This window comes from Bacteroides sp. AM16-24 (genome assembly GCF_003471885.1).
Classification (GTDB): Bacteria; Bacteroidota; Bacteroidia; order Bacteroidales; family Bacteroidaceae; genus Bacteroides.
The window spans coordinates 79,828-97,942 of the sequence record NZ_QRKI01000020.1; the positions used below are offsets into that span (position 1 = coordinate 79,828).

Sequence of the window (18,115 nt, forward strand, 5' to 3'; positions counted from 1 at the left end):
GTGTTGTTCTGAAATTATTCAGCTACAACTGCTGCACTATCTACTGCTACAGTGTCTGCTGCTGCGGCTGCTGCTGCCTCAGCTGCTGCTGCAGCTGCTTCTTCTACTGCTGCAATTGAGTCAGCAATACGGATAGAATCTGCTGTTGCTTTTTCAGCGTCAGCTTGTTTGTTACCACAAGATGCGAAAGATACTGCTACAATAGCTACAGCCATCAAAACTAATTTTTTCATTTTCTTTGCTTTTTTAAAAACGTAATACAATCAATTGCTTTATTAAAACGCTGCAAAGGTATGTACTTTTTTGATAGGTTGTTCTCCAAATCCCAACTTTTTTTATGTTTTTTTTGGAGGTTAGCCCCTTTTGACGACTTTTTGTATGTTTAATAACATACTAATCTACTGCAATACTGTTATATAAGTAGCGCTTGATACTCCTTTTGGGGGTTTTCTCAAATTCGTTAGGGTAGAGCTGTATCTGGCTTACTTTTTCGTAACTGGCCACACTGTTATTCAGGTTTTTCAGATTCTCATCCATAATGGTTTTGATATTTTCCGTTTGGTTCAGGCCAAGGGAATCCAGCGCTTCATAATCTGCATAAACCAAAGCGACCAGTTTCTTATTACGCTCGATAATCAGACTTTCCAGAACGAATGGCAGATTGTTGAGACGTGCTTCAATTTCCTCGGGGAAAATATTCTGCCCGCTGGAACTGAGAATCATGGTCTTGCTGCGGCCACGGATATAGAGATTATTATTTTCGTCCAGCTTTCCCAAGTCACCGGTACGCAGCCAGCCGTCTTCGGTAAAAACTTCCTTCGTGGCTTCCGGGTTTTTATAATATCCTGCCATTACATTTTCGCCTCGCACTTGTATCTCACCAATTTCAGCTTCCGGATTTTCTTTATAAATCCGGGCTTCCATGATGTCGAGTACACGACCGGAAGAAGTCGGGATGAATTCGTTCCAGGGAGCGTAGCTGATCAATGGTGCACATTCTGTCATACCGTAACCGATAGTGAACGGAAACTTGATGCGGTGGAAGAACTCTTCCACTTCCGGGTTCATGGCAGCTCCACCGATAATGATTTCTTTGAAACGTCCGCCCAGGGCATCTACCAGTTTTTTACGGATTTGCCCGTAGATTTGTCCATCGAGTAAAGGAATGCTGAGTGCCCACCTCATAGTTCTCTTATTGATAGTGGGCTGGATAACATTTTTATAGATTTTCTCGATAACAAGCGGTACGGTAATAATGAGATTGGGCTTTACTTCCTCGAAAGCTTTCATCAGTATCTTGGGGGAGGGGACTTTACCTAGAAGTGTGACATGGGTTCCCACAGCAGTGGCAGTGAGAAAGTCGAAGGCACAACCGTAGGCATGGGCTAAAGGTAAGAAAGATAATACTTTGTCTCCTTTCTTTAATAGCTCGGTGCGTATACCGAAAGTGACATTTCCTGCCAGATTGTTTCCTGTCAGCATAACACCTTTACTGAAACCGGTGGTACCCGAAGTATAGTTCAGCAGCATCACCTTATCATTAGAGAGGGTTGTATATTGCACGTCTTCCCGGCGGAAACCTTTCGGATAAGTTTCATGCATTTCATCATCCAGATGTTTGAGGAAACGGTTGATTGTTTCACCGTCACGCTGGTGAAGACAACGGAAATCGGAAAGGGAGAACACGGCACGCAGTCCGGTCAGCCGTTCTTCTTCCAGATGGTCCCAGATGGCATCGCTGGTAAAGAGAAAAACAGATTCGGAATGAGTGACGATATGATGTACATCGTTCGGATTAAAATCTTGAAGGATGGGGACAACGATGGCTCCATAAGTGATGGTTGCCATATAAGCAATGCACCAACGGGAATTGTTTTTGCCGATAATAGCTATTTTGTCGCCCCGGCGCAGACTGCAATGTTTGAATAGCAAGTGCAATTTAGCTATCTCTTGCGCCACTTGTCCATAGGAATAACTCTCGTCTTCACCGTAATCGGTATAGCAAGGAAGATCCCAGTTCTCACGGAAACTCTGCTCGTAGAGTTTGATAAAGTTCTCTTGTATCATTGCACGAAAATTGATGATTTGTGCAAAAGTAGGAAAATTCTAAGAATTATATGTAACTTTGTGGCAGAAATGTGTTTAGAATAGATATGATTGATACCAATATATTTCAAAATAAGACAGCGGTTTACTATACGTTGGGGTGTAAGTTGAACTTTTCGGAAACCTCTACTATCGGTAAGATTTTGCGGGAAGCAGGCGTGCGTACGGCACGTAAGGGAGAGAAGGCGGACATCTGTGTAGTGAACACTTGCTCGGTGACGGAGGTGGCAGATAAGAAATGCCGCCAGGCTATTCATCGCTTGGTGAAGCAACATCCGGATGCTTTCGTGGTTGTGACCGGATGTTATGCCCAGTTGAAGCCCGAAACCGTTGCAAAGATTGAGGGGGTGGACGTGGTACTTGGTGCCGAACAGAAAAAGGACTTACTTCAATATCTCGGTAATTTACAGAAAAATGAGTCGGGAGAGGCGTATGCTTCAGCGTTGAAAGATATCCATTCATTTGCGCCGTCCTGCTCACGGGGAGATCGTACTCGCTATTTTCTGAAAGTACAGGATGGTTGCGATTATTATTGTTCCTATTGCACCATTCCTTTTGCTCGCGGACGGAGCCGCAATGGAACGGTTGCCTCTATGGTAGAACAGGCACGTCAGGCTGCAGCCGAAGGGGGAAAGGAGATTGTGTTGACCGGTGTTAACATTGGCGATTTCGGCAAGAGCACCGGAGAGACTTTCTTCGACTTGGTGAAGGCGTTGGACGAGGTAGAAGGTATTGAACGTTATCGCATCTCTTCCATAGAACCTAATTTGCTGACTGATGGGATCATAGAGTTTGTTTCGCATTCCCGCAGTTTTATGCCTCACTTCCATATTCCATTGCAGTCCGGCAGTGACGACGTTTTAAAACTGATGCGCCGTCGGTATGATACGGAACTCTTTGCCTCCAAAGTGCAGAGAGTGAAAGAAATGATGCCCGACGCTTTTATCGGTGTGGATGTCATAGTGGGTACGCGGGGTGAAACGGATGGATACTTTGAGCAGGCTTATGAATTTATTAAGAGTCTGGATGTGACCCAACTTCACGTGTTCAGCTATTCCGAACGGCCGGGTACACAGGCTTTGAAGATAGACCATGTGGTAACTCCGGAGGAAAAGCATCGTCGCAGTCAGCGTCTTTTGGAACTTTCGGATGAAAAGACGCATGCATTCTATGCCCGCCATATCGGACAAACTATGCCGGTATTGCTGGAACGTTCCAAGCCGGGTGCACCGATGCATGGCTTTACGGCTAACTATATCCGGATAGAGGTTCCCCATAATGATACACTGGACAATCAAGTGGTATCTGTACGCTTGGGCAATTTCAATGAAGACGGGACGGCGTTGCAGGGAACTTTACTATTATAATAAGGTATAAGAAAAGTATGAAATCGAAACTTATCTACTGGCTGACTTACGCAGGTATGTGGCTTCTGGCTTTGCTTCCTTTCCGGGCACTCTATATATTGTCTGACGGACTCTATCTCTTGATGCGCCATGTGGTGCATTACCGTCGTGGGGTGGTTCGTAAAAACCTAAAGAATTCTTTTCCGGAAAAGTCTCAAGCCGAACTTCGTGAGATTGAGCGTGAGTTTTATCACTACATCTGCGATTATATGCTGGAAGAAATCAAGATGATGCGTATGTCATTCGAAGACCTTTCCCGGCGTATGGAGTATGGTAACACAGAAGAATATCTTGCCATGCTCGAAAAACATGGAGGCATTGTTGTGCTCATTCCCCATTATGCCAACTTTGAGTGGTTGACAGCAATGGGCGCTTTCATGAAGCCCGAAGATGTGCCGCTACAGGTGTATAAACCTTTGCGAAATAAGTATGTGGACGAAATGTTTAAGCTTATCCGTGCCCGGCATGGTGGTTATAATGTGCCGAAGCACTCTACTGCCCGCGAAGTGATCCGGTTGCGCCGTGAAGGGAAGCATGTAGTGGTCGGTTTGATTACCGATCAATCGCCCAATCGTAACGAAGCTCACCACTGGACTACTTTCCTGAACCAGGAAACCGTATTCATGGATGGAGGTGAACGTATTGCCAGGATGATGAATTATCCTGTATTTTATTGCGAATTGGAGAGACAAGGCAGAGGACATTGCAAAGCCTACTTCGATTTGTTGACCGAAACCCCTAAACAGACTGCTGAAGGGGAGATAACCGAACTTTTCGTACGCCGTCTGGAACAAACGATTCGTCGTGCTCCTGCCTATTGGTTCTGGTCTCATAAACGTTGGAAACTGAAACGTGAAGAACTGGAGAAGCAAAATGGATAAGATAGCAGTTGTAATATTAAACTGGAACGGGTGTGAAATGCTTCGCTCATTTCTTCCCTCCGTGGTACGCTTTTCCGAAGCAGACGGTGCTGTGGTGTATGTTGCTGATAATGGTTCAACGGATGCATCTGTTGAGGTGCTTTGTCGGGAGTTTCCTACCGTCCGATTGATACTGCTGGAAGAAAACCAGGGTTTTGCCGATGGTTATAACAAGGCTTTGCTGGAAGTGGATGCTGAGTATGTGGTACTTCTCAATTCGGATGTGGAAGTGACGGAGCATTGGCTTCAGCCATTGGCAGATTATATGGAGGCACATCCTGAGGCAGCAGCTTGCCAGCCGAAGATACGGAGTTGGCGGCAGAAGGGGAAGTTTGAGTATGCAGGTGCGGCAGGCGGCTTTCTCGATCGTTACGGCTATCCGTTCTGTCGTGGGCGGATTATGGGTGTGGTAGAGGAGGACAAAGGGCAATACGATACCATTATTCCTGTATTTTGGGCTACAGGTGCAGCCTTGTTTATCCGCCTGAAAGACTATTGTGAGGCCGGAGGGCTGGACGGACGATTCTTTGCCCACATGGAAGAAATAGACTTATGCTGGAGACTTCGTGCACGTGGCAGGCAGATTGTATGTGTGCCGCAAAGTGTGGTTTATCATGTAGGCGGTGCTACTTTAAAGAAAGAAAATCCCCGAAAGACTTACCTCAATTTTCGTAATAATCTTGTCATGCTTTACAAGAACCTGCCTTCGGAAGATTTGTCTTCGGTGATGCGTATTCGTGCTGTCCTCGACTATGTGGCTGCATTGAATTTTGCTCTTAAACTCCAGTTCCCCAATGCATTGGCTGTACTTCGTGCGCGCCGTGAATATCGTCGGTTACGTTCTTCTTTCACTGCTGCACGCGAAGAAAACCTGAAAAAAACTTCCCTTTCCGTGATACCGGAATGGACAAAAAGCAGTATCTTGGCGCAGTATTATTTACGTGGAAAGAAATTTTTCTCGCAATTATAGCTTTTTCTTTTTACCGATTGTTTATTATTTAAACGGTATTGGCTTATGACAAAATTAGTTAGAAAGATTGGATTAGTGGCGCACGACGCCATGAAGAAAGACCTCATTGAGTGGGTCCTCTGGAACTCAGAATTGCTTATGGGGCACAAGTTTTACTGTACAGGTACTACAGGAACTCTTATCCTTGAGGCTCTTAAGGAAAAGCATCCCGATGTTGAGTGGGACTTTACCATTCTGAAATCCGGTCCTTTGGGCGGTGACCAGCAAATGGGTTCCCGCATTGTGGACGGTGAGATTGATTACCTTTTCTTCTTCACTGACCCGATGACGTTGCAGCCGCACGATACGGATGTAAAGGCATTGACTCGTCTGGCCGGTGTGGAGAATATCGTTTTCTGTTGTAACCGTAGTACGGCAGATCATATTATTTCAAGTCCGTTGTTTGTAGATCCTATGTACGAACGTACGGTTCCGGATTACACCGGCTATACCAAACGATTTGAAAATAAACCGGTGGTTGCCGAGGCGGTGGAGTCTGCCAAAAAGCGGAAGAAAAAGAGAGGATAAAGGAGAAAATAAGGACGACTTTTTGCTGTTATGCTGCATTTATAAGTCCCTTTCTTAGCCCTTCTCCAATGTAATAACCGGTGGTAGGTAATAATTATAATAGAAACTCTTCCACATTATCTCGCGTGATAACATTGAATGTAGCGTTCGGGTAACTGTTGGTAAATGTTTTTGGTACTTTGGCGATTCTCTTTGGATTCCATTTAAACTCATAAGCTGCCAGTTGCCCGTTGCCTTCTTCAATGAAGTCGATTTCTTGCATGGCAGTGGTGCGCCAGAACCATGTGTTATACCATAGATGGTGGTAATGTAAAAACTTTATTCGTTCCGATACTATAAAGTTTTCGAATAACGCTCCAATATCAGGGCGGGTTTCGGCTAATGCAAAGTTGGCGATAACCGCGTTGCGGATGCCGTTGTCATAGAAATATATTTTTCGGCTACTCTTTAGTTCATTTCGTAAATTACGGCTGAAAGATCCTAAGCGGAAGATGATATATGATTGTTCCAATAAAATGACATAACGTTCCACTGTCTTTGGATCTAAATCACACAGTTGCCCTAATTCATTATATGAAACTTCGGAACCTACTTGAAAAGCAAGAGCTTGTAATAGTTTTACTATTTTGTTGGCTTTCTTTATATGTTCCCAATCCAGGATATCCTTATATAAATAACTGTCGGAAAGTTGTTTCAGAATTTCAACCTCTGAGCCGGGATGGTTCACTACGTCCGGATAATAGCCATATACCAGTCGGTGGGGAAGTAGTCTTTTCTCATCCATAAGTCCATGATGATTTACCATCTCTTCAAAGGAGAGGGGATACATTTTATATTCCCATTTCCTTCCGGTCAGTGGCTCATTGATTTTGTTGGCAAGGTCGAAAGAAGAACTTCCGGTTGCTATCAGTTGAATGTCCGGCAGTTGGTCTGTGATGAGTTTAAGTCTTATCCCAATGTCTTCAATTCGTTGTGCTTCATCTATGATAACAGTTTTATTATTGCCGAAGATATACTTCAAACGCGTTGCCGAGATGTTTTCAAAAAGTGCACGAGTATCCTGTTCGTCTCCATTGAGCCACAATATACCTTCTTTTTCTTTGAACAGATGTTTCAATAAGGTAGTCTTACCTTACTTGGCGTGCCCCCATGATGACAATGGCTTTATCTTGTCCCAGTTTATTTCGTATACTTTCTTCTAATACTCTTGTTATCATACTCTTATTGCTTTTTTCCTGAAAGCAAAGATAACAGATAATAAGTGTAAATCCAAAAATATCATGTTTTTTGCGGATTTCATTCCGTAAAAAACATGATATTTTTGGAAATGTAATTATTGTATAACCCGAAGATGGTGTTTCTCAATTGCTCTTTGCAACTATAGGATTTAGAATATATATCCTACAGAAAGCTGATAGCCATAATCTCTTATACTACACTGATACTGTATTCGCTTAATGGCCTCATAGTATTGGAATGATAGTGTATAATGCCTGCCGATAACAGCTTTCAGTCCTGCAATTCCTCCATAAGTCCAGTGGCGAAGAGGATTGAGATTAATGCGGTATAATTCATAGGGCAAGTCAGAGATATAAAATGCATCGGTATATCCTTTCATCGGATTCCATTTCTCATGTATCTTCTTGCCGTCAGCCGGAGATTTGATGTCCAATGGGCAGTCACCGGCACTAAAGTTATATGAAGCATACATTCCGACTGAAGGAATCAAACTCAACGTCTTGCTAATTTTGAATTTGTATCCTACCTTTAGCGGGATAACGATATGGTTTAGTTTTATCTTAGCATCCGGGAAACGGGGAAGCATGCCATATTCCATTTCCATCCTGCTTTGGGTTTGCATGAACGAGACTCCCGACATCAACATCCAATGTTTTTTGAATTCATAATCCAGGGTTCCTCCAATTTGGAATCCAGTTCCCATGCCACCTATCTTTTGTACATAGTTATCACTGCTTTTAAAGTGTGTCAGGTTCATTCCTGCATCTACGCCGATTCTTATTTGTGCAAAGGCTTGTAGTGATAGGTATAGTGCCAATAGTAGAAATAATGTAATTCTTTTCATTTAATATTATAATATCAATTGTTTATAAATATGTCATCTTAGTCACTTTATGCTTTTGGGGCATTGTCATGCTAAGTGCAGTCGAAGCATTTTCTCTTTCTGAGCACGACAGGAAAACATCCTTTATTGGGGATGTTTGACACGATACCAAAGGCCTGTTCCCATCATACTGCAGTACGCATGCTCCGATATTATTGTAAAACGGGCTTCTAATCTATTGTTGCTGGTGAAACGCCCCTCAAAGGACCTGACGAAAGTTTCTGTTGCTTCGATAGAGGGAAAAGAAGGTTCATGTGGACTTAATATCTGTATTTTCCCATTGTCAAATAAATACTTGGATTTTCCTACCGGATGTTTCATTCTCTCTTCTGGATAGAGGATGTGGATACTGACACTGTCTTCGCTTTCAAATGTTATAGATGTTTCCGAGCCTTCGAAGGTCTCTCCGATAGGGGGAGTAGTCATGATGAATTCTTTTTCTTCGTCCTCATCATTATTGCAGGCCGTTAGTAATAATGCGGCTATTAATAGAAGGTAGTATGTTAGTTTCATAATTTAGTATTATAATATTAATTACCTATAAGTAGCAAACCGGATAATGCATCGTAATCCGGAAGCTACTTATAGGTAAATTCTTTTTTTACTTAGATGAATCGACGGGTAAGAGTGTGGCTACTACACTGCCACTGGAAACGTTATATAGTTTATAAGTTCCGTTGATTTCATCGCGGATGATAGGATCATTGTATTGAAAATATAATGTTCCTAATGGATCTGATTCTACTGTGGTTTGAATCGTTGCCTTATTTGATACAGTTTTGGTATGAGAAAAACCATACCCCAGTTTAGTTGATAAGCTGACTTTTCCTATGCTGCCGCTTCCTTCAATTGAGAAGTCTGCTTTATTGACAAACTCGCTCACAACACTTTTCTCTTGAGTGATTGTTTGGCCTTTATCCCACTCTTCTACAAACATGAAGATAGATAGAGATTTATTATATAGATCCCATGGTAATGTGAAAACCAGATCGTCTGCATTTTTATCGGATTTTTCCGGATAAATCCATTTTGATCTTAGATTCTTAGCATCCACCGTATAGAAATTTTTGGATTGTCTGAATGCTGTAGAGTTCTTGTGCTTTAAATGTATTTTTTCTAACGAGAATGCATCTCTTGGGTTAATAGTAAATGTAAGCTTAGCTTCCATTGCTTCTTTGCTGTCCTCACCTGATATATATGACTTAAAGTGGAACTCGAAGTTTCCATCTGTCCATATCTTCTGTATAATTTCTTCGTTAGTTAGATACCCTTTGTTTTTCTGTGTGTCTTGCAGTGTTGGGTCTTGTGTGGGATCATTAATGGCACTGTATGCATTGGCAGCAATTCTGAATCTATACAATTTCTCTCTGATATATCTATTTAAAGTTCCGGGCTTATTTTCTTTAGTTATTCCATAATAGATATAATCTCTTTGATAGGCGTTGGGAACATTTTTGAATTCGTTCCATGCATCTTTTACAGACGACATTATTTCGCTGCCATTGACATATGCCTCTAAATCTTCTGTAGGTTGCAGATTTATGTCTTCCTCATAGTGTCGTGTCTGAAGTTTTCTTTTACTACCGTCAAAGGCATCACTTAAAAATTCGTAAGTGGCCTCTCCCGATCTGGTCTTGACACTGGAAACTTTCATGCGTTCGTTGTTTTTCACTACGAGACAAGGGAAATCAGGAATGTCTCCCGTTGTCATTTTTCCGATATTTTCACCGTTTTCGTATAACGTATTGTCTTTATCGTCCCGGCATATTACGGATACTTCTTTATCATCCACATTCCATTTTTCTGCATTAAAATCCCAGAATAGAGATAAATCAGGAACCAATATATTCAGTAAAGGAAGAGATTGTTCAATTTGAACGAGTTCATTTTCGTCTTTACAGTAAGACAATAAAATATCTCTGAGACTTTGCTTGTCATATACTATTTTGTTTTTTACCAACGGATAGAATATATCATAATCATTGTCAAATTGTGCCACAGCTTCGGCTTTAAGAAACTTGCGTACGTCAAGGCTGTTGGATACAGCTTTAGACAATGCTTTGGCAAACTTTTTTTGTGCGGTCACTTGGTCTAAAGGAGCCTGAACGATTGTTTTTGATTGAGACCCATCGGGTTGCGATGGGAACTCATTGACTTGGTCTGTGCAAGCGCAAAATGCGGCAATGCAGAATAGACTTACGAAATACTTTTTCATAATCATAAATGTTTTAAATTAGTATTATGGTTAACTTAATAATCTTCTGATGTAATTTCTGCTTCTATATCTAAACGAGGAGAAGTGATTTCTACCAGATAGGGATAAGAATCAGAATTTGGAACGTAAACTGTTTTTCCTTCATAGATGGAGGAATTCAATTCAGAGACGACTATGTTTCCATCTTTATCAGTCACAGTGATATCTGCTTCCTCTAAGGGAAATTGAAAAGTAATAGCTAAGTTGTTGTCTGTTTCGTCAGCAGTTAGGCTAAAAAATAAGGGGCTGCGGGTGGTAGTTTTATAATTTGTACTAATAATTTTAGCATTTACTTTGTGTCGATGCTTTTTGTGGGGGATTGCATTTATGGGCATAATGAATAATACCGATAATAGAATAAATAATACTTTTGTTTTCATTTCTATATTTAATTAATGGTTTATGATTGCAAAGTTAGGGCAAAAAATTATCATGAATGCATTTTTGCAGTCATACTATAGAAATGTAATGTGTTGATAAGTAGGTGAATATCAAATTTAGTAGTCACACCTTACTTTCTTCTCTACTCATTCTCTCTTTCATTTTGTATTTTTTTTGATTGAGAGGGTGCGTATCGGTATAGCCAAAACAAATTGCAATGGCTAATGGGTTAAGTGAAGTTTTCTGTAGGCAAAGGAGCAATTGATCATCTTCCGTTAACTTGGGATATTCTTTGTGGAGGAAAGATATGTAACTTTGATAAATTCCGAATATTGTCTTTTTCAGTTGTTCCTGCTCCGTAGTGGTTAAAGCTTTCATTTGTTTTTTATTCGAAGTGGTTTGTTGGGATAGAGCAATCACTCTTTGGTAAATGCTGCTTTGGGCAAACAACCAATGGAGTAACTGTTGTTTCTCTTCTTTTAAGCGAGCTATGGCTTGTTCTCTTTCTTCTATTTGCTGTTCTTTGTTTTCATGTTCTTGCTTTAAAATGTTCTGTTCTTGCTTTAATAAGGTAATCATTAGCTGATTGTTTTCAATGGTAGTTTCTAAAGATGATAACTTATTCTGTGTTTGCTCTAATGATTGTTTGTATTGGAGTTGAATACGTTTCTTCCGGTTTATATAGTTTTGATAAGCAAGTATAATGAGAAAGCAAATCGAAACGAATCCTGCAATAGTGCGGTGTATGGTGCGCTTTCCTTTTAATTGTTCCTCTCTTACCCTCATTTTGGTATTGTATTCATAAATCAGTTGTTGTATTTCTGTTGACTGTTCCATGTAAAATAATGAGTCTATGATAGCGGAATGTTCTTCTAAATAGGTATTTGCTGTTTTGTAATCTCCGTTTTCTTTTTCAAGATTATATAAACTTTTTAGACATGAAGCTTTGCTTTCAATGGGTACATCCTCTAAGGCTTTGGTTAAATAGTAAAGAGCAGAGTCTTTATTTTTACCTGTTTTTAAAAGTAAATCTCCGAGATTGAAGTAGCAGTTTCCATGATTTTCCTTTTGAGGTAGTTCTTTGAGAGCCATTTTTTCATAATATAAGGCGGAATCAAGCTCGTTAAAATTATCAAATTTCAGGCTTAAATTGTGTTTAGACATTGCAATCTGTAGAGAATCTCCCGAAGCTATAGCATAATTTAATGCTTCGCGCTGGAACATTAAGGTAGAATCCTTTTCATCTATTAAGCAATAATATGTACTGATATTGTTCAATGCTATTGATTTTTCCAGATCTGTAGTGCAACATTCATACATCGTTTCGTATATTTCCATAGATTTGTCATAGTATCCGGCATCAAAATAGATATTTCCCAATGAACTGAGAAGTAAATTCTTTGTCTTAAGCTCTTTCGGGAAATCTTGTATGATGGTTAATCCCTTTTGGAAACAAGTTGTTGCTTCTTCTGCTTCTTCCATTTCAACAGCCAGTCTGCCTTTATAGAGCAATGCTATCGCTTTTTCTTTCTCGTCATCGTCATAATAATCTAATGCTACATTCAGCAGTGAGTCGCAAGGTAGCAAAGAGAGCTTGCACTTGTCCGTGGCACGTGCAAGTAATAACGCATAGCGTGCGCATTCTTTGTCGGAAAGTCCTTCTATTTCTTCCGGTGATAAGTCCAATGACTGGAGTGCACTGTCGGGATATTCTTCTATGAGTGTATCGGCATGTGAGAATAATGTTTCTGTTTCGCTTTTGTGTGAACAAGAAAATAGTAGTAAAACAGTAAATAATGCTGTTGTAATCTTTAAGTTTACCATTTGGTCGGTTATTTTGTTGGCAGCAAAGGTATAAATAATTATTTATAAAGCTGATGATAAGAGGGCTGTTTTTATAGTTCATTCAGAAAAGCTATGGTTCGATTCATACTAATTTACCATCGCAGTCTATGAAAGGCCAGCAAACTTTCCTGTGCTTTGTTTGTTCCTTCGGCAAGAATGAGTTACTTTTGTCTTATCGCTGCCGAAATAATATGAAAACGGGAACAATTATAGAAGAGAATGTAAAAAGAATACCTTATGGCGTATCCAACTTTGTAGAAGTGGTGGAACAGAATCAATATTATGTGGATAAAACCATGTATCTGCCTTTACTGGAGCAGCAGCCCAACAGTTTATTCTTCATCCGTCCCCGCCGTTTTGGAAAGAGCATTTTCTTAAGTATGTTGCGGGCTTATTATGACATCGCCCAAAAAGAAAAGTTCCGGAAGCGCTTCGAAGGTTTGTGGATAGGCGGTCAGCCTACGCCGTTGCAGGGGAAATACCAGATACTCTATCTCGACTTCTCGCGCGTGGGAGGTATAGGTGCATTAGACCGGAATTTTGATGATTATTGCAGCGGAGCCTTGAATAATTTTGCTCTTATTTATGAACCTTACTATTATCCGGGGTTCGAAAAAGATATGAAAGAGCAATTCGGTTCTGCCAATAAACTGAACTTCCTGGATTGGCAGGCACACAATACCGGTGCTGCCCTTTACCTTATCATTGATGAATATGATAATTTTACCAACGTAGTCCTTAATGAACAAGGCAATGAGGTGTATCATGCCTTGACCCATGTCAGCGGCTTCTATCGAGAAGTATTCAAGAAGTTTAAAGGTATGTTCGAGCGCATCTTCATGACCGGCGTCAGCCCCGTCATCTTGGACGACCTGACCAGCGGATTCAACATCGGATGGAACATCAGTACCGACTTCCAATTCAACATGATGCTGGGATTCAGCGAAAAGGATGTGCGCGAAATGCTGCAATACTATAAGGATGTCGGGCAGCACAATGGCGACGTTGAAGCCATGATAGCGGAGATGAAGCCATGGTATGATAATTATTGTTTCGCCGAAGCAAGCTTAGACCGCGATCCGAAGATGTTCAACTGTGACATGGTGTTTTATTATCTGAGACATTACATTACTTTAGGAAAATCTCCCAAAGAAATGATAGATCCCAACACCCGTACGGATTACAACAAGATGAAGAAACTTATTCAACTGGATCGATTGGATGGTAATCGTAAAGGAGTGCTGCGCAAAATCACTGAGGAAGGTCAGATAGTCACCGCCCTGACCACTACTTTTCCTGCTACAGAGATTGCCAACCCGGAGATATTTCCCAGTCTGCTCTTCTATTACGGAATGCTCACCATCACCGCCACACGCGGACAGCGTATGGTACTTAGCATCCCTAACAACAATGTGCGTAAGCAGTATTATGAATTCATGCTGGAAGAGTATCAGGAGAGACGGTATATTGATCTCAACAGTATGCTGGACTTATTCTACGATATGGCTTACGATGGTCATTGGCGTGAATCACTGGAATTCATTGCTCACGCCTACAAGGAGAACTCTTCCGTTCGCAGTGCCATCGAAGGCGAGCGAAATATCCAAGGCTTTTTCACGGCTTATCTGAGTGTGAACGCCTACTACCTGCTTGCTCCCGAACTGGAACTGAACCATGGTTTCTGTGATCTTTTCCTAATGCCCGACCTGTTGCGTTATGAAGTGGCACACAGTTACATCATAGAACTAAAATACCTCTCCTCCAAAGATTCGGAATCGAAAACCGAAACGCAATGGCAGGAAGCAGTGGGGCAGGTAAGGATGTATGCTGCTGCCCCCAAGGTGAAGCAGTTGATACAGAATACGCAGTTACATTGCATTGTGGTACAGTTTCGAGGCTGCGAACTGGAACGAATGGAGGAGGTTTCTTTTTAAACTCTTTCACATTGTACTTCCACTCCTGCCGCATCCAAATCGGCTTCCATGGGCGGATTGCGTTTAGCGAGTTTCAGTTCAATAGCTTTAACAGTGGGGAAAGTGCGGAACAGGCGCTTTACAATACGTCCGCAAACATGTTCCAGCAATTTAGAAGGTATCTCCATCTCAGCTTTCACATTTTCGTATACATCGGCATAGCTGACGGTATGTGTCACATCGTCAGTCTCGGCGGCACGTGCAATATCGACTTTCAATTTCAGGTTAATGACAAATTCATTACCTACTTCCCGCTCTTGCTGACCTACACCGTGGTAGGCAAAGAAACGGACGTTATCAAGGAATATATAACTGTTCATATCAATGGAATATTAGGTTAATGACAAAAATAAGAATAACTGCCCAGTAAACAAAGAAAACAGGTATATTTGTATCCTGCCTACGCTGAATCCGAAAACGATTGAGGCTATGGCGGGGAAATGTGAGTATTACCGTTCCAACAAGAAAGTGAACTATGCCAGAGGTTTTGTGTGTACTACGGAAGCTCTGGCAGTCAGTGTATCCTGTCATCCTGCGAACAGGTAATCACATCTTACGAACAAACAGCCGTGCCCTCGGCAGGTGAATGTATTTCACCTTACGAGGGCACGGCTGTTTCCTTTCATTGTTATCTTGTTTACCTCAAATGGTAACTCCATTTACATGCCGAGGTAAAAGCATTTACAATAGGAGGTAAAGAGCGTTACAATAAGCGGTAAAGGTCGTTACATCCAGCGGTAAATGCTTTTACATCATGGCGAAAATGAAATGTAAATGCAATGCGCTGATAATTAAAGCACTAATGTGTTACCTGAATATTATCCTTTTCGTCCGGTCTGTTCTATCAGTCCTTTGATCTTCTCGTTCAGGCTATCCGCTTTCATCAGTTGTTCCAGTGTCAGGTGCATACGGTAGCGCCAGTAATGTCTGGGGTTGGCGGGTACGTTGATGCGCTCTTCCTGTACATTGGGGTTGCGCCATTTTCCGTCCATAGCCATCCAGTCCTGCAAGGAGAGGATGCACAGGATAGAGTTGCTGTAAAGATGGTTGCGTACCACTTGTTCGCAAAGTTCCGGAGTGGCAACGGCAGGTGCGGCACCGTAATGCCCCAGCATGGCGTTGTAGTACCGTTGCGTTTGTAGGAAATCTTCTTCCCACCAGCCGCGTAGCGTAGACATATCATGTGTAGAGATGGTGCAAACCGAGCGGTACGGATACCAGTCCGGATGTCCGAATTCCTGTGAAGGATCTTTCGGCATGCGTTGTATCTCCAGACTTAGGATGCGCAGATCGTTCATTACCCAAGCTACACAGTCGGGAATCATGCCGAGGTCTTCACCGCATACCAGCATACGGGTGGATTGCGTCAGTTGCGGCAACTTCTTCATGGCTTGTTCGCGCCAGAACTCGTTGTGGCGGTGATAGTAATACTGATCGTACAAACGATTGAACGCCGCCTTTTCCCAATCATTCAGGGCACGGTAGATGTAATCGTGTTGTACACCGATGCGTGGATGGAATTTGTGCGGGGCTTCACGGTCGGGCACAAACAATACGTCACTGATTAATGCGTATAGTCCGTCGCGTATCCAGATGCTGTCTTCGTCCGTCTTTCCGGCAAAGTATGCCTCTACTTTGCGTTGGGTGTCGAACTCAGGGCGCATACGGTATATTTCCCACGTTTCCGTAGGCTCTATGAAGGTCTGCTTTACGTAATCAGTATGCGGGCCGAACATTTGTCCGAGGAAGTATTCATGGATATAGGGTTTCGTAAAGAAATCTTCGCGGAATGCTATTCCGTAACCTTCTATTTCTTCGCGCGTCATTGGCAGGGCGGGGACAAACTGACCCAGCAGTCCGTGTACGGCATGCATCGGGATTTCCCAGATGCGGAAGAAGCCGAGGATGTGGTCGATACGGTAGGCATCGAAGTATTCTGACATTTTGCGGAAACGTTTCATCCACCAAGAATAACCGTCCTGCTCCATTACGTCCCAGTTGTAGGTGGGAAGGCCCCAATTCTGACCGTTTACGGAGAAATCATCGGGTGGTGCACCCGCTTGGCCGTTCAGGTTGAAATAATAAGGCTCTGTCCATGCTTCTACACTGTTGCGGCTGATACCGATGGGAATATCACCTTTCAACACTACACCGTTGGCGCGTGCATGTTCCGTCGCTGCCAACAGTTGCAGGTGCAAGTGGAACTGGATGAAGAAGTAGATGGCAATGTGTGGATAGTCGGCGGACTTAGGTTGACACAGCTTCTCAATTTCTTCGGCCTTATATTCGGAGAATTTCGGCCATTCGCGGAAGTTGGGCGTCTTGTAGGCATCGCGTAGATAGCTGAACACGGCGTATGGTTGTAACCATTCTTTGTTGCTTTCAAAGAATTGGCGGAAAGCTTTGGATGCCAATACTTTCTCGCCTTCCTGTTTGTATATCAGGCGGAAGTATTCCCATTTTGTCTGGTTTACTGCTTCATAATCTACAGTGGACAGGGCGTTCAGCTCTTTTTGACGCTTTTTGAATTCGGCCATTTTCTCTTTGTCTTTCAGCGTTCCCATCTGTTTCAGATCCGCATACATGGGATGGAAAGCATAAATGGAAATACTGCTGTATGGATAAGAATCCGTCCATGTATGCGTCATGGTAGTATCGTTGATAGGCAATATTTGTACGGCTTTCTGATGGGTAAGTACTGCCCAGTCTATCATCTGCCTGAGATCGCCGAAGTCGCCTACGCCGAAGCTCTTTTCGGAGCGCAGCGAGAAGATGGGCACGGCTACTCCGGCACCTTTCCAGTCGGGCAGGGCGAAGTAAACGTAACGGTCACCAATTACCAGTGTTTCGTTAGCGCCTATCTGCGGATCGGCCATGTAGCGGTTGGGGTTGTTCTCCCATGCCACGGCACGATGCTCTTTCTTATTATAAAGGATGAATTTGTACTCCAGCGGGAAACTGATTTTCGAGGCGTCTACTTCGACTTGCCATTCAGGGAAGTTGGAGTCGCTCATCAGAACGGCTTTATCCGCGTCCCAATCTCCCAGAACTTTCTGGTTGCCGCAAATGCCCAGGCAGTGGTCATTGTCGATGCACGGAGCATACGCTTTGATCACTAATCCTTTCTTGTGGCTTTTGGGGGCGGCACTACGTTCGGGATGTGCAAGCAGGGACTCCGTGAAAGCAGACGTGTAGAAGTATTGCTGTTCGGGCAGATTCTTCCAGCAGTCTTGCAGGCGGTAGACCTTCTTCTTGTCAGCCGATACATAGAGCGTGCGGGGAAGGCTGTTCCACTCCGTACGTGTATCTTTGCCGTCGCGATAAATGTGATAACTGTATTGTACGATGCCGTTTTCAGGCGCTTGAATGTCCGCATCTAAAGTCCAGTGAATGCCATCCACTGTTTGTAAGGGTACGGCTTTACCGGGTTGATTGTTACCCAGTTCAGGAATAGATCCTAAGACTCTGACCTCTTCACCCCAACTTGTGCGGTACTCGATATGAAAAGATAGTATCATATAATATTAGATTTAGTAATAGCTGCATTGACTATGCAAGTATAGACATTATT

15 protein-coding genes and 1 pseudogene are annotated in these 18,115 nt (G+C 42.6%); 6 read left to right on the forward strand and 10 right to left on the reverse strand.

Features of this window, described 5'->3' with window-relative positions:
* Positions 1-14 precede the first annotated feature (14 nt).
* Both DW182_RS18905 and DW182_RS18910 read right to left on the reverse strand, forming a co-directional pair.
* Complete coding sequence (locus DW182_RS18905) at positions 15-233, reverse strand: hypothetical protein (RefSeq protein ID WP_044154593.1); 219 nt, start codon at positions 231-233, stop codon at positions 15-17.
* Between the two features lie 160 nt (positions 234-393).
* Positions 394-2,067, reverse strand: a complete 1,674-nt coding sequence (locus tag DW182_RS18910) for a long-chain fatty acid--CoA ligase (protein WP_115503553.1) — start codon at positions 2,065-2,067, stop codon at positions 394-396.
* 86 nt (positions 2,068-2,153) lie between these two features.
* Here DW182_RS18910 and mtaB point away from each other — a divergent pair, with 86 nt between their 5' ends.
* From mtaB to DW182_RS18930, 4 genes are read left to right on the forward strand one after another with little or no spacing between them, the layout of a single operon-like run.
* Complete coding sequence (gene mtaB / locus DW182_RS18915; RefSeq protein ID WP_115503554.1) at positions 2,154-3,473, forward strand: tRNA (N(6)-L-threonylcarbamoyladenosine(37)-C(2))-methylthiotransferase MtaB; 1,320 nt, start codon at positions 2,154-2,156, stop codon at positions 3,471-3,473.
* Between the two features lie 17 nt (positions 3,474-3,490).
* Positions 3,491-4,393, forward strand: a complete 903-nt coding sequence (locus tag DW182_RS18920) for a lysophospholipid acyltransferase family protein (RefSeq protein WP_007660024.1) — start codon at positions 3,491-3,493, stop codon at positions 4,391-4,393.
* On the forward strand, positions 4,386-5,402 hold the full coding sequence (locus DW182_RS18925; protein WP_115503555.1) for a glycosyltransferase family 2 protein: 1,017 nt from the start codon (positions 4,386-4,388) through the stop codon (positions 5,400-5,402). Before DW182_RS18920 ends, DW182_RS18925 begins: the two co-directional genes overlap by 8 nt.
* 45 nt (positions 5,403-5,447) lie before the next feature.
* Complete coding sequence (locus DW182_RS18930) at positions 5,448-5,969, forward strand: methylglyoxal synthase (RefSeq protein WP_007660014.1); 522 nt, start codon at positions 5,448-5,450, stop codon at positions 5,967-5,969.
* 94 nt (positions 5,970-6,063) lie between these two features.
* On the opposite strand, the pseudogene DW182_RS18935 reads toward DW182_RS18930, so the two are convergent.
* The 6 genes and pseudogenes from DW182_RS18935 to DW182_RS18960 form a co-directional block, all read right to left on the reverse strand.
* Positions 6,064-7,186: pseudogene (locus DW182_RS18935) on the reverse strand (ATP-binding protein).
* 170 nt (positions 7,187-7,356) lie between these two features.
* On the reverse strand, positions 7,357-8,052 hold the full coding sequence (locus tag DW182_RS18940; protein WP_007660012.1) for a porin family protein: 696 nt from the start codon (positions 8,050-8,052) through the stop codon (positions 7,357-7,359).
* A gap of 123 nt (positions 8,053-8,175) precedes the next feature.
* Complete coding sequence (locus tag DW182_RS18945) at positions 8,176-8,604, reverse strand: hypothetical protein (protein WP_007660011.1); 429 nt, start codon at positions 8,602-8,604, stop codon at positions 8,176-8,178.
* Positions 8,605-8,692: 88 nt separating this feature from the next.
* Positions 8,693-10,306, reverse strand: a complete 1,614-nt coding sequence (locus tag DW182_RS18950; RefSeq protein ID WP_044533242.1) for a hypothetical protein — start codon at positions 10,304-10,306, stop codon at positions 8,693-8,695.
* 35 nt (positions 10,307-10,341) lie between these two features.
* Complete coding sequence (locus DW182_RS18955; RefSeq protein ID WP_115503557.1) at positions 10,342-10,725, reverse strand: hypothetical protein; 384 nt, start codon at positions 10,723-10,725, stop codon at positions 10,342-10,344.
* 124 nt (positions 10,726-10,849) lie between these two features.
* Positions 10,850-12,550, reverse strand: coding sequence for a tetratricopeptide repeat protein (locus tag DW182_RS18960; RefSeq protein WP_118296497.1), 1,701 nt, complete (start codon positions 12,548-12,550; stop codon positions 10,850-10,852).
* Between the two features lie 212 nt (positions 12,551-12,762).
* On the opposite strand from DW182_RS18960, the gene DW182_RS18965 reads away from it, so the two are divergent.
* Positions 12,763-14,505, forward strand: coding sequence for an ATP-binding protein (locus DW182_RS18965; protein ID WP_167507337.1), 1,743 nt, complete (start codon positions 12,763-12,765; stop codon positions 14,503-14,505).
* On the opposite strand, the gene folB is transcribed toward DW182_RS18965, so the two are convergent.
* Positions 14,502-14,864: a dihydroneopterin aldolase gene (gene folB / locus DW182_RS18970; protein ID WP_007660003.1), complete on the reverse strand. Its 363-nt coding sequence runs from the start codon at positions 14,862-14,864 to the stop codon at positions 14,502-14,504. The two genes, DW182_RS18965 and folB, sit on opposite strands and share 4 nt — an antisense overlap.
* 85 nt (positions 14,865-14,949) lie before the next feature.
* On the opposite strand from folB, the gene DW182_RS22605 reads away from it, so the two are divergent.
* Complete coding sequence (locus DW182_RS22605; protein WP_255421305.1) at positions 14,950-15,090, forward strand: DUF6078 family protein; 141 nt, start codon at positions 14,950-14,952, stop codon at positions 15,088-15,090.
* A 272-nt stretch (positions 15,091-15,362) separates the two neighbouring features.
* Here DW182_RS22605 and DW182_RS18975 read toward each other — a convergent pair whose 3' ends face one another.
* Complete coding sequence (locus tag DW182_RS18975; protein WP_115503559.1) at positions 15,363-18,062, reverse strand: 4-alpha-glucanotransferase; 2,700 nt, start codon at positions 18,060-18,062, stop codon at positions 15,363-15,365.
* Between the last annotated feature and the right edge of the window lie 53 nt (positions 18,063-18,115).

Bases quoted from the DNA above. Each gene is read 5' to 3' on its own strand.
- mtaB (WP_115503554.1), top strand. From the start codon at position 2,154: ATGATTGATACCAATATATTTCAAAATAAGACAGCGGTTTACTATACG.
- DW182_RS18920 (WP_007660024.1), top strand. From the start codon at position 3,491: ATGAAATCGAAACTTATCTACTGGCTGACTTACGCAGGTATGTGGCTT.
- folB (WP_007660003.1), bottom strand. From the start codon at position 14,864: ATGAACAGTTATATATTCCTTGATAACGTCCGTTTCTTTGCCTACCAC.
- DW182_RS18910 (WP_115503553.1), bottom strand. From the start codon at position 2,067: ATGATACAAGAGAACTTTATCAAACTCTACGAGCAGAGTTTCCGTGAG.
- DW182_RS18955 (WP_115503557.1), bottom strand. From the start codon at position 10,725: ATGAAAACAAAAGTATTATTTATTCTATTATCGGTATTATTCATTATG.
- DW182_RS18905 (WP_044154593.1), bottom strand. From the start codon at position 233: ATGAAAAAATTAGTTTTGATGGCTGTAGCTATTGTAGCAGTATCTTTC.
- DW182_RS18975 (WP_115503559.1), bottom strand. From the start codon at position 18,062: ATGATACTATCTTTTCATATCGAGTACCGCACAAGTTGGGGTGAAGAG.
- DW182_RS18930 (WP_007660014.1), top strand. From the start codon at position 5,448: ATGACAAAATTAGTTAGAAAGATTGGATTAGTGGCGCACGACGCCATG.
- DW182_RS18925 (WP_115503555.1), top strand. From the start codon at position 4,386: ATGGATAAGATAGCAGTTGTAATATTAAACTGGAACGGGTGTGAAATG.
- DW182_RS18965 (WP_167507337.1), top strand. From the start codon at position 12,763: ATGAAAACGGGAACAATTATAGAAGAGAATGTAAAAAGAATACCTTAT.
- DW182_RS18940 (WP_007660012.1), bottom strand. From the start codon at position 8,052: ATGAAAAGAATTACATTATTTCTACTATTGGCACTATACCTATCACTA.
- DW182_RS18960 (WP_118296497.1), bottom strand. From the start codon at position 12,550: ATGGTAAACTTAAAGATTACAACAGCATTATTTACTGTTTTACTACTA.
- DW182_RS18945 (WP_007660011.1), bottom strand. From the start codon at position 8,604: ATGAAACTAACATACTACCTTCTATTAATAGCCGCATTATTACTAACG.
- DW182_RS18950 (WP_044533242.1), bottom strand. From the start codon at position 10,306: ATGAAAAAGTATTTCGTAAGTCTATTCTGCATTGCCGCATTTTGCGCT.